Here is a 12198-nt window from a genome sequence, read left to right as displayed (position 1 = left end):
GGAGAACACCATGTCGAACCCACGCCATAACGAGCGCGAAGTCCGAGCGCCGCGCGGAGACGAACTCAACGCCAAGAGCTGGCTGACCGAAGCGCCGCTGCGCATGCTGATGAACAATCTCGACCCCGATGTGGCCGAGCGTCCGCATGAGCTGGTGGTCTATGGCGGCATTGGCCGCGCTGCCCGCACATGGGACGATTTCGACCGCATCGTTGCGACCCTCAAGACGCTCAATGAAGACGAAACCCTGCTGGTGCAGTCGGGCAAGCCGGTTGGCGTTTTCCGCACCCACAAGGATGCGCCGCGTGTTCTGATTGCCAATTCCAACCTCGTGCCGCATTGGGCGACCTGGGATCATTTCAACGAACTGGATAAGAAAGGTCTCGCCATGTATGGCCAGATGACCGCCGGTTCGTGGATCTATATCGGCGCGCAGGGCATCGTTCAGGGCACTTACGAAACCTTCGTTGAAGCCGGTCGCCAGCATTTTGACGGCAACCTCACCGGCAAGTGGATTCTGACCGGCGGTCTCGGCGGCATGGGCGGCGCACAGCCTCTGGCGGCAGTCATGGCTGGCGCCTGCTGCCTTGCCGTGGAATGCGACGAAACCCGCGCCGATTTCCGTCTGCGCACCCGTTATGTCGATGAGAAGACCCACAGCCTCGACGAAGCGCTGGCCAGGATCGATGCCTGGACCAAGGCAGGCGAGGCAAAGTCCATCGCGCTGATCGGCAATGCGGCTGAAATCTTCCCGGAACTCGTCAAGCGTGGCGTGAAGCCGGACATCGTGACCGACCAGACCTCCGCGCATGATCCGGTGCATGGCTATCTGCCGCTCGGCTGGACCGTCGCCGAATGGCGCGCCAAGCAGGAGAGCGACCCAAAAGCCGTCGAAAAAGCTGCGCGCGCTTCGATGAAGCTGCATGTGCAGGCGATGGTCGATTTCTGGAATATGGGCATCCCGACCCTCGACTATGGCAACAATATTCGCCAGATGGCACTGGAAGAAGGCCTCGAAGACGCCTTTGCCTTCCCCGGCTTTGTACCTGCCTATATCCGTCCGCTGTTCTGCCGCGGCATCGGCCCGTTCCGCTGGGCTGCCCTTTCCGGCGACCCGGAAGATATCGCGAAGACCGATGCCAAGGTGAAGGAACTGCTGCCCGACAATAAGCATCTGCACAACTGGCTCGACATGGCGAAGGAACGCATCGCGTTTCAGGGCCTGCCTGCACGCATCTGCTGGGTCGGCCTTGGCGACCGCCATCGCCTCGGTCTCGCCTTCAACGAAATGGTCCGCAATGGCGAGCTGAAAGCGCCGATCGTCATCGGTCGCGACCATCTCGACAGCGGCTCGGTCGCCTCGCCGAACCGCGAAACGGAAGCCATGAAGGACGGTTCGGATGCCGTGTCCGACTGGCCGCTCCTCAACGCCCTTCTTAACACCGCTTCCGGCGCGACATGGGTGTCGCTGCATCACGGCGGCGGCGTCGGCATGGGCTTCAGCCAGCATGCGGGCATGGTCATCTGCTGCGACGGCACGGAAGATGCGGACCGCCGTCTGGAGCGTGTTCTGTGGAACGACCCGGCCACCGGCGTCATGCGCCATGCTGATGCGGGTTATGAAGAAGCGCTGGATTGGGCCAAGCAGCAGGGTCTGCGCCTGCCCGGCATTCTGGGGAACTGAGGTCGAATGGCCGTCACTCTTCTCAAGGCCGAAAATCATCGCCGCATGCCGTGGAAAAACGGCGGCGGCGTGACGGTTGAGATCGCCGTCCACCCGCAAGGCGCGTCCGTCGATGATTTCGACTGGCGCATCTCCATGGCGACCGTCGCAAGTGACGGCCCGTTTTCCGTCTTTCCCGGCATCGACCGCACCTTGTCGGTGCTCGAGGGCGACGGCATTGTGCTCGATGTCGAAGGACAGGAGAGCACCCTCACCCGCGACAGCTCACCCCTGGCCTTTGCGGCAGACAGCCATTCGGCTGCGCGCCTGATCGGCTCCGCCATCACCGACCTCAATGTCATGACCCGGCGCACGCACTATGCGCACCGGGTCCGCCGCATCACCGGGAGCAATGCTGCGGCGACATTGGATACCGGAATCACAGGTGAAGCACTGCTTATTTTCTGTGCAGAAGGAGAATTTGCACTCCAGATCGACACAGGACTCGTACATCTCGGTCCACATGACGCAGCGATCCTGCCTGCGCCTGTCACAAATTCCGTTGAACTTAAGGGTAAGGGAGACCTGTTCCTGATAACAATTATCGCAATTGAATCAGGTGCTTAAATGATTTTCCACCAGAAATGCCCGCAAAGAAATCTTTGTCGGCCTCTCTGGACAGGAAAAACGGTCCTGCTAATTTGCTGAGATCGATATGTATAGGCTTATAAACACATAAAAGGGGTACTATTCATGAAAAAATCGTGGTTTGCAGGTGTTGCGCTCGCAGCATTCGCCTTTGCCTCAACTGCTCAAATATCGAATGCGGGGGCTGAGACCGCCGTTTCCATCGGCTTTTCCGGCTGGACGGGTTTTGGCCCGCTGACGCTGGCCAAGGAAGCTGGCATTTTCAAGAAGCACGGGCTGGACGTCACGCTGAACAAAATCCCGCAGGCAAGCCGCCATCTGGCGCTGGCATCGGGCGACATTCAGTGCGCCGCCACCACCGTTGAAACCTGGATCGTCTGGAACGCAGTGGGTGTGAAGTCCAAGCAGATTTTCCAGATGGACAAGTCCTATGGCGCTGACGGCATTGCGGTACGCGCCGACGTCAACTCCTTCGCCGATCTGAAGGGCAAGACGATTGCCGCTTCTGCACCGGGCACCTCGCCTTACTTCCTGCTGGCTTTCATGCTCGCCAAAAACGGCATGACCACCAAGGATGTGAAGGTCGTCAACATGGAGCCGGGACCGGCAGCACAGGCTTTCGTGGCTGGCCAGAACGACGCCGCCATGACCTATGAGCCTTATCTCTCAACCGTGCGCGCTGCGCCTGACAAGGGCAAAATTCTCGCCACCACGCTCGACTATCCGGCTGTGACGGATACCGTTGGCTGCACACCTGCCTTCCTCGAAAAGAACCCGGAAGCTGCCAAGGCGCTTGCCGACAGCTATTTCGAAGCGCTGGAACTGATCGCCGCCGACAAGGACAAGGCCTATGAAATCATGGGCAAGGACGTGAAGCAGTCGGGCAAGGAATTCGGTGCTTCTGCCGAATACCTGCGCTGGCAGGACAAGGCCGCCAATCACAAGTTCTTCGAAGGCGACTTCAAGGAATTCTCCGCTGAAGCGGCTGATCTGCTGTTGCAGGCTGGTGTGATCAAGTCGAAGCCGAACCTTGATGAAATCGTGGATACGAGCTTCATCAAGTAAGATCGCTTTCTGGAACACTGCCCGAAACGTTTGAAACACCTTTCGGGCAAAGTGTTCAGAACAGATAGTGAGTGCTGTTCCGGGCGGCGACGCCCGGACCGACCTCTCCCCTTCCGTCTCTCTTTAAAGACGGGCGCGCGACTGAACGGACAACGTCATGCAGCCTTTGCAGCCGATAGGCAACACGACCCGGATCTTACTGGGCATCCTGTTTTTCATTCTATTTTTTGTGTTCTGGGGCATTGCCACGCTTGGCGGCTTTGTCTCCGCCACCTTCCTCGCCGATCCGATCACCATGGTGAAGGACGGCTATGACCTCATCGCCAATCAGGGCTTCCTGTCCGATATCGGCATGACGGTCTGGCGCGTGCTGGGCGGCTTCGTGCTGGCAAGCCTCGTTGCCATTCCGGTCGGTGTGGCCATGGGCGCTTACAAGCCCATCGAAGCGCTGCTGGAGCCTTTCGTCTCCTTTGCGCGCTATCTGCCCGCTTCCGCTTTCGTGCCGCTCCTTATCCTCTGGGCTGGCATTGGCGAAACGCAGAAGCTGCTTGTCATCTTCATCGGCGCGGTGTTCCAGATCATCCTCATGATCGCCGTCATCGTCGCCAATACCCGCCGCGATCTGGTGGAAGCGGCCTATACGCTGGGCGCGTCCAACAGCGGCATCATCCGCCGCGTGCTCATGCCTGCCAGCGCGCCCGACATTGCTGAAACGCTGCGTCTCGTGCTCGGCTGGGCATGGACCTATGTGATCGTTGCCGAACTGATCGGCGCATCGTCGGGTATCGGCTATATGATCATCAACAGTCAGGCGCTGATGGCCACTGGCCAGATCATTTTCGGCATCATCATCATCGGCGTTATCGGCCTGATCTCCGACCTTGCATTCAAATATTTCAACCGCTGGCTCTTTGCATGGAGGTTCGCGTAATGGCTGCCAAGACCGATCAGGAACTGGTTGTTAAGGGCGTCAGCCGCACCTTTCCCGGCGTGCACGGCGGCAAGCCGACGCTGGCGCTGCAAGCAACCGATCTCATCATCCCGAAGAACGACTTCGTCACCATTCTCGGCCCTTCAGGCTGCGGCAAGTCCACGCTTCTGCGCATCATTGCCGGTCTCGACAAACCGACGACGGGCACGGTGACGCTGGAAGGCAAACCTGTAACCGGCCCCGGTGCTGATCGCGGCATGGTGTTCCAGTCCTATACGCTGTTTCCATGGCTCACCATCCGTCAGAATGTCGGCTTCGGTCTGCGTGAAAAGGGCCTGCCGGAAAGAGAGGCCCGCGAAATCGTCGATAGCTATATCGACAAGGTGGGGCTGCGCGGCTTTGAAAATCACTGGCCGAAGCAGCTTTCGGGCGGCATGCAGCAGCGCACGGCCATTGCACGCGCACTGGCCAACGATCCGAAAATCCTGCTGCTCGACGAGCCATTCGGCGCACTCGACAACCAGACACGCGGTCTGATGCAGGAACTGCTGCTGGGCATCTGGGAACGCGAGCACAAGACTGTGATTTTCGTCACCCACGATATCGAAGAAGCAATCTTCATGGCCACCCGTGTGGTCACGATGACCGCACGCCCGGGCAAGATCAAATCGATCACGCCGGTCGATATCGCGCATCCGCGTTCTTACCACGTCAAGGCAAGCCCGGAATTTTCCGAACTGCGCCTCAAACTGACGGAAGAAATCCGCAGCGAAGCCATTGAAGCAGCCAGGCAGGCTGCCTGAAAATAACGGTTTCTTGAGATTATCGGGTGGATTATGAAAGGGCTGCGACATTCGTCGCGGCCCTTTCTTTTCAGGACAGATTCCACCATGGCCGTTACAGCAGAAGACCTCGAGAACCGTATTGTCTACGTCAACGGTGACTATGTTGCCGCGCGCGATGCCCGCATTTCCATTTTCGACCGAGGCTTCCTTTTCGGCGACGGCATTTATGAAGTGACAGCCGTGCTGGAAGGCAAGCTGATCGACAGCGGCCCGCATATGACACGCTTGCGCCGCTCCACCGGCGAAATCGGCATTCCCATGCCGTTGAGCGAAGACGAGATTGTCACGATCGAGCGCGAGCTGGTGCGCCGCAACAATCTCGTTGAAGGCATGGTCTATCTCCAGATCACCCGTGGCGATGGCCGCGACCGCGACTTCGTGCCGGGCAAGGGCATCAAGCCTTCCATCGTTCTGTTCACGCAGGAAGCCAATCTGCTCGACAAGCCCGCGCTGAAAACCGGCGCGCGCGTACTCTCGCTGGATGATCTGCGCTGGAAGCGCCGCGACATCAAGACGGTGTGCCTGCTGCCCCAAGCGCTGGCCAAGGAAATCGCCAAGAATGCCGGTTGCGATGAAGCCTGGATGATCGAGGACGGCTATGTCACCGAAGGCGCATCATCCACGGCCTATATTGTCACCAACGACGATGTCGTCGTCACGCGCCCCAACAGCAACGCCATCCTGCCCGGCTGCACACGCCTGTCGCTGCTGCAACTGATTGCCGAGACCGGCATGAAGCTGGAAGAGCGCCTTTTCACCATCGACGAAGCCTACGCAGCCAAGGAAGCCTTCCTTACGAGCGCTGGCACCTTCGTCACCCCGATCACGGTCATTGACGACAAGACCATAGGAACGGGCAAACCCGGCCCGGTCGCCCAGCGCCTGCGCGAGATTTATCTCCACCACGCTCGCCGCACAGCGATCTGAAAACGAGGATGGACCGGAGCATTTTTCCCTCATCCTGAGGGGGTAAGCATCGCGCTTAAAACAGAACCGCGCCGGAATTGCTTCCGGCGCGGTCTGATGCTTCACCCGCCCCCGAAGGCGAAGCAGCGTATTCAGATCAGCGCTTCTGGTTGTAGACGTCGATACAGACAGCACCCAGCAGCACGATACCTTTGATAACCTGCTGATAGTCGATGCCGATGCCGAGGATCGACATGCCGTTATTCATGACGCCCATGATAAGCGCACCGATCACCGCACCCGTCACACGACCCACACCGCCATAAGCTGATGCACCGCCGATGAAGCAGGCTGCAATCACGTCCAGCTCGAAGCCAATGCCGGCCTTTGGCGTTGCCGTATTCAGGCGCGCCGCGAAAACCAGACCGGCGAGAGCTGCCAGCACGCCCATATTGACGAAAGCGAGGAAGGTCAGCCGTTCGGTCTTCACGCCGGAAAGCTTGGCCGCATGGCGGTTGCCGCCGACCGCATAAATCTGGCGACCGATCACTGTACGATTGGTGAGAAACGCATAGGCCGCAATCAGCACTGCCATGATGATCAGCACATTCGGCAGGCCGCGATGCATGGAAATCAGGAGCGACAGATAGGCAATGGCCGCAAAGAACAGAATGTTCTTGATGACGAACAGGCCAAACGGCTCCGTTTCCACTTCATGCGCGATATGGCGCTGACGCGACTTCACATTCTGCCAGATCATGAAACCGGCCAGAAGCACGCCGATGATCAGCGATGTCAGATAAACGCCGCCAGCCGTGGTGCCGAAAATTTCGGGAATGAAGCCGGACGAGAGCTTCTGGAACACGACCGGGAACGGGCCGACCGACTGGCCGCCGAGCACGGCCAGCATCAGGCCCTTGAACACCAGCATACCCGCCAGCGTCACAATGAAGGACGGTATATTGAAATAGGCGACCCAGAAGCCCTGCAACGCGCCGATGATACCGCCTGCCAGCAGGCAGAGAATGGCGGCAATGGGAAACGGGATACCCCAATGCACCATCATCACTGCCGCCAGGGCACCGATGAAGCCGCAGACCGACCCGACCGACAGGTCGATATGGCCGGTCACGATGATCAGCAGCATGCCGAGCGCCATAATGACGATATAGCTGTTCTGCAAGACCAGATTGGTCAGGTTCAGCGGCTTCATCAGCACGCCGCCCGTGACGATCTGGAAGAAGATCATGATCGCGACAAGCGAGAGCAGCATCCCGGATTCGCGCAGATTGTTCTTGAGATAACGCCCCACGCTGCTTGTCTGGCTGCTTCCGATAATATTCTCGCTCATTGCCGTTTTCCCTTGTTCCGCATGATGGCGCGCATGATGTTTTCCTGCGTTGCCTCTTCGCCGGCGACTTCGCCGACGAAAGCGCCTTCATGCATGACGACGATGCGGTCGCAGATGCCGATCAGTTCCGGCATTTCCGAAGAAATGACGACCACGCCCTTGCCGCTCTCCGCCAGTGAATTGATGATGGTGTAAATGTCGTATTTCGCGCCGACATCGATGCCGCGCGTCGGCTCGTCGAGGATGAGCACATCCGGTCCGGTGAACAGCCATTTCGACAGCACGACCTTCTGCTGGTTGCCGCCCGAAAGGGTGCCGGTCTGCTGGAAGACATTGTGGCTGCGAATGCTCATCTGGTTGCGATAGTCACTGGCAACCTTCATTTCGCGAATATCGTCGATGACGCCCTTCGGGCTGACACCGCGCAGATTGGCCAGCGAAATATTGCGCGAAATGTTTTCGCCCAGCACGAGGCCGAGCTTCTTGCGATCCTCGGTCACATAGGCAAGCCCGGACTTGATCGCCCGCGCCACCGTGGAAATATCCGCGGCCTTGCCGTTAATGCGCGCCTCGCCGGTGATATTCGTACCCCAGGAGCGCCCGAACAGGCTCATGGCAAATTCGGTGCGGCCAGCGCCCATCAGGCCTGCAATACCGACTATTTCACCCGCCTTGACCTTGAACGACACGTTCTTGACCGAATGCCGCTCGGGATGCAGCGGATGATAGACCGACCAGTTATCAACCTCGAAGATCACATCGCCAATCTTCGGGTCGCGCTTCGGATAGCGGCTTTCCAGATCACGATCGACCATCTTGCGGATGATATCGTCTTCCTCGACCTCGCCCTCATGACAATCGAGCGTCGCCACAGCCTTGCCGTCGCGCAGCACGGTGATCTTGTCGGCAACTTCGCGAATTTCATTGAGCTTATGCGAGATCAGGATCGACGTGATGCCCTGCGCACGAAACTCCTTCAGGAGCGTCAGAAGTGCAGCACTGTCCGTTTCGTTCAGGCTGGCCGTCGGCTCATCAAGGATCAGCAGGCGCACGCGCTTCGACAGGGCCTTGGCGATTTCCACCAGCTGCTGCTTGCCGATACCGATATCGGTGATCAGCGTATCGGGCGATTCCGACAGGCCGACCTTCTTTAAAAGTTCCCGCGTGCGCATATGCACGGCACTGCGGTCGATGACGCCACGACTCGCCGGCGGATTGACCAGGAAAATATTTTCCGCAATCGACATCAGCGGGATAAGCGCCAGTTCCTGATGGATGATGACGATGCCGAGCGCCTCGGAATCGTTGATGTCGCGAAATTGCCGTTCTTCTCCGTCGAAGAAGATCGAGCCTTCATAGCTGCCATGAGGATAGACCCCCGACAGCACCTTCATGAGCGTGGATTTGCCGGCGCCGTTTTCGCCGACAAATGCGTGAATCTCCCCCGGCATGACCGTAAAATTGACGTCGCTCAACGCCTTCACGACCCCGAAGGATTTGCTGATGCCGCGCATTTCAAGAATAGGTTTGCCAGCCCCATTCAGCTGGCCTCCCTGCTCTTCAAGCGGGACAGGATTGGCTACATTCATCGCTCACTCCCGACAGAGCGCCTCGCATCCCTCCGGATGCTCAACACGACGCTCCAAACCCTGTTAAACCCTGCCCATCCGAAGCGCCGTTGCGGTTGCTTCGATCAATGGCGCAGGATTTCCGAATGCCATTGCGTACAGGCTAAAGCCTTGTTTTAGAACGCGCCTCAAAGCACACGCTAAAAAAGACAACGCTGTCAATCTTACGGCCTACCCCAGTTTGAAACTGAGGTAAGCTTGGGATTAAGCAATGGCATTACAGAAATTCGATGCTGTTTCGGACGAAGCCGGAAAATCGCCGGATTTTCGGCCCGAAACCGCGCAGATGCAAGGGTTGTCGAACGCGCCGCCAAGCCGCAGCATCTGGGCGCGCTCGCCATCCCTTAGAAGCCCAGATTACTTGATCTGGTCTTCCTTGTAGTAACCGCTATCGACCAGAACCTGCTTCCAGTTCGACTTGTCGACGATAACCGGCTTCAGAAGATAGGCCGGTACAACCTTGACGCCATTGTCATAGGTCTTGGTGTCGTTGACCTGCGGTTCCTTGCCGCTCATCAGCGCGTCAACCATGTCGACGGTGACCTTGGCCAGTTCGCGGGTGTCCTTGAAGATCGTCGCGGTCTGTTCGCCGGCGAGGATCGACTTGACCGAAGGCACTTCGGCGTCCTGACCGGAAACGATTGGCATTGGCATGTCGCCGCTGCCATAGCCGACGCCCTTCAGCGACGACAGGATGCCGATGGAGATGCCGTCATAAGGCGACAGAACTGCATCGACGCGCTTGTCCGAATAATAGGCGGACAGGATGGAATCCATGCGGGCCTGAGCGGTCGCACCGTCCCAACGCAGCGTTGCAACCTTGTCCATGCCGGTCTGGCCGCTGGCAACGACAACCTTGCCGCTGTCGATGTACGGCTGGAATACGGACATGGCGCCATTGTAGAAGAAGTAGGCGTTGTTATCGTCCGGCGAACCGCCGAAGAGTTCGATATTGAACGGGCCCGGCTTGTTCTTGAGGTCCAGTGCCGTTTCAATCGACTGTGCCTGAAGCACGCCGACCTGGAAATTGTCGAAGGTCGCATAGTAATCGACATTCGGCGTATCGCGGATCAGACGGTCATAAGCGATGACCTTGATGCCTGCATCATGCGCCTTGGCCAGCACGTCCGACAGCGTGGTGCCGTCGATGGACGCAACGACGAGAACCTTGGCGCCCTTGGTCACCATGTTTTCGATCTGCGCCAGCTGGTTTGGCACATCGTCTTCAGCATACTGAAGATCGGTCTGATAGCCGCGTTCCTTCAGAACCTTGACCATGTTGTCGCCATCCGCGATCCAGCGAGCCGACGATTTCGTCGGCATGGCGACTGCCACAAGACCTTTGTCTTCGGCGCGGGCGATGCCCGTGAAGGCAAGCGCGGCCATCGCGACTGCCAGGGTTAGAGTTTTCATACCTGCCATTGTTACACTCCCAAAAATTGGGACAGACTTCTCCGCGAAGCCTGCCGTTCTCCCAAACTCCCGCTCCCCGCCCAAATTGTTGGCCAGCAGTTTGCGGAATGCCTCCAAGACCATTTCCGAACACGGTTTAACCCCTATTCGGAAATGCCTAAACCCAAACAAATTGCGTGCCTCCTTCAGCCCGCAATTGCCTCCCATGCGGCGACAGCACGTTTGGCGCGCTCACGCACATCGGCCACCGTGAAACCAGCCTTGTAAAGGCTTGATCCAAGGCCAAAACAACTTACCCCTGCCGCGACATAGGTTGCGAAATCGCTTTCCGACACGCCGCCCACTGCACCAAACGGAATATCCTTCGGCAGGACGGCGGAAACCGCCTTGATCCCATCTGCGCCCAGCACACTCGCCGGAAAGAATTTCAGCGCCGATGCACCTGCACGGATCGCCGCAAAGGCCTCTGTCGGCGTGAACACGCCCGGCATCGTCACCATGCCATGACCGCTGGCGCGGCGAATGACATCTGGCTCGACATTGGGGCTGACCATCAGCCTGCCGCCAACATCGTGCAGCCGGTCGACATCCTCGACGCTCAGAACAGTACCGGCGCCGATCAGCACATTGGCAGGCGCAAGCTTCGCAGCCTTGCCAATCGACACGAACGGATCGGGCGAATTGAGCGGGATCTCGATGGCTTCAAAGCCCGTCTCGATCAGCGCCTCGACGATTGCTTCGCTTTCCTCCGGGTGAATGCCGCGCAGGATCGCGACAAGCGGATAGCGCAGTTTCGGCCATGCAACGCGCGCGCTCATTGGGCACCTCCCGCAAAGGCGTGCTTTGCCGCCATGAACAGGCCATCGCGCACCAGTTCGTCCGCCTCGACGCGCTTGACCGTCAGCCCGGCAATTTCAAGCGCGCTTGCATAAAGTGCACCCATCATGCCGTCCGAGAGCAGCAGCACCTGCTGCGGCTTACCGTAAAGCGTGCGCCCGCCTGCAACTTCCAGCCCGATCAACAGGCCGGAAAGCCGCGCCAGCTGGTCGGTCGGCTTGCGGTCATGTACGAGCCAGCCCGCGCGAACCGAGAACAGCGCATTGGCGATCAGTTCCGGCGTTTCGAGCGAGGCTTTGACGCCAGCCGCAAAAGCTGCTCCGGCCGGATCGACGCTGCCTGCGCCTTCCAGCGCACCAGCCAGCACCGACTTGTCTTTCAGGAGAGCGAACAATTCACCCGTCATGAAGGTCCGGTAATCGGCGAGACCACCATCGGCAATCCGTACCCATTTGGCATGGGTGCCCGGCATGACGACGACAGCGTCATGCGTGCCGCCATGCACAAGACCGAGCAGTTTTGTCTCTTCGCCGCGCATGACGTCGGGAGCAGCTTCGTCCCGCCGCGCAACGCCCGGCAGCATGATGACGTGACGGCGCGCAGGTACGCGCACCGCAGCCTTCACAATGCCGTCCAGCCCGGCAGGCAGGCTCATATAGGGTGCTTCGATCCAGCCGGTCCGCGAACCGGCCATGCCGCAAATCACCACCGGCAGATCGGCAGGCGCGCCGAGCGTGGCCAGATGCCGTTCGAGCGTTGGCTCGAAACCGGCTTCCTTTGCCCGCAGCAAACCGTCATCGCCCCGGCTTTCACCCAGCACGGCACCGTCCGCATCCAGCGTCCAGAGCCGCAATCGGGTGGTGCCCCAGTCGGCGACGGCAGCAAAAGGCTCTTTATCAACAGCCATTCCG

11 protein-coding genes are annotated in these 12198 nt (G+C 59.0%); 6 read left to right on the top strand and 5 right to left on the bottom strand.

The genetic code is table 11. The features are described from left to right. The first annotated feature begins 10 nt into the window (after positions 1 to 10). The 6 genes from hutU to FHW03_RS12145 all read left to right on the top strand — a co-directional run bounded on the left by hutU (position 11) and on the right by FHW03_RS12145 (position 6079). Entirely contained in the window at positions 11 to 1684 is a 1674-nt protein-coding gene (gene hutU, locus FHW03_RS12170; protein ID WP_151591125.1) for a urocanate hydratase, read from the top strand. Between the two features lie 6 nt (positions 1685 to 1690). Then, positions 1691 to 2290, top strand: a complete 600-nt coding sequence (locus FHW03_RS12165) for a HutD family protein (RefSeq protein ID WP_182520885.1) — start codon at positions 1691 to 1693, stop codon at positions 2288 to 2290. Between the two features lie 126 nt (positions 2291 to 2416). After that, positions 2417 to 3376, top strand: a complete 960-nt coding sequence (locus FHW03_RS12160; RefSeq protein ID WP_182520884.1) for an ABC transporter substrate-binding protein — start codon at positions 2417 to 2419, stop codon at positions 3374 to 3376. A 157-nt stretch (positions 3377 to 3533) separates the two neighbouring features. After that, entirely contained in the window at positions 3534 to 4307 is a 774-nt protein-coding gene (locus FHW03_RS12155; RefSeq protein ID WP_138785427.1) for an ABC transporter permease, read from the top strand. Next, positions 4307 to 5110, top strand: a complete 804-nt coding sequence (locus FHW03_RS12150) for an ABC transporter ATP-binding protein (RefSeq protein ID WP_182520883.1) — start codon at positions 4307 to 4309, stop codon at positions 5108 to 5110. Before FHW03_RS12155 ends, FHW03_RS12150 begins: the two co-directional genes overlap by 1 nt. A gap of 87 nt (positions 5111 to 5197) precedes the next feature. Next, positions 5198 to 6079 (top strand): D-amino-acid transaminase, encoded by an 882-nt coding sequence (locus tag FHW03_RS12145; RefSeq protein ID WP_182520882.1) that lies wholly within the window; start codon positions 5198 to 5200, stop codon positions 6077 to 6079. Between the two features lie 136 nt (positions 6080 to 6215). Here the strand turns inward: FHW03_RS12145 and mmsB are convergent, their stop codons facing one another. The 5 genes from mmsB to FHW03_RS12120 form a co-directional block, all read right to left on the bottom strand. Beyond that, the gene (mmsB, locus tag FHW03_RS12140) at positions 6216 to 7409 is read right to left on the bottom strand and encodes a multiple monosaccharide ABC transporter permease (protein ID WP_182520881.1); all 1194 of its coding nucleotides are present in this window, start codon (positions 7407 to 7409) and stop codon (positions 6216 to 6218) included. Further along, a complete protein-coding gene (gene mmsA, locus FHW03_RS12135) occupies positions 7406 to 8998 on the bottom strand; it encodes a multiple monosaccharide ABC transporter ATP-binding protein (protein ID WP_182520880.1) in 1593 nt (530 codons plus the stop codon). The genes mmsB and mmsA overlap by 4 nt, the downstream gene beginning before the upstream one ends. Positions 8999 to 9394: 396 nt before the next feature. After that, complete coding sequence (chvE, locus tag FHW03_RS12130; RefSeq protein ID WP_182520879.1) at positions 9395 to 10459, bottom strand: multiple monosaccharide ABC transporter substrate-binding protein; 1065 nt, start codon at positions 10457 to 10459, stop codon at positions 9395 to 9397. Between the two features lie 176 nt (positions 10460 to 10635). Beyond that, positions 10636 to 11268: a 2-dehydro-3-deoxy-6-phosphogalactonate aldolase gene (locus FHW03_RS12125; protein WP_182520878.1), complete on the bottom strand. Its 633-nt coding sequence runs from the start codon at positions 11266 to 11268 to the stop codon at positions 10636 to 10638. Then, on the bottom strand, positions 11265 to 12194 hold the full coding sequence (locus FHW03_RS12120; RefSeq protein WP_182520877.1) for a 2-dehydro-3-deoxygalactonokinase: 930 nt from the start codon (positions 12192 to 12194) through the stop codon (positions 11265 to 11267). The genes FHW03_RS12125 and FHW03_RS12120 overlap by 4 nt, the downstream gene beginning before the upstream one ends. Between the last annotated feature and the right edge of the window lie 4 nt (positions 12195 to 12198).

Origin of the sequence: Ochrobactrum sp. RH2CCR150, from assembly GCA_014138095.1 — a bacterium.
Classification (GTDB): Bacteria; Pseudomonadota; Alphaproteobacteria; order Rhizobiales; family Rhizobiaceae; genus Brucella; species Brucella gambitense.
The sequence above is the reverse complement of the archived record's forward strand: the minus strand, read 5'-3'. Positions and strand labels throughout refer to the sequence as shown.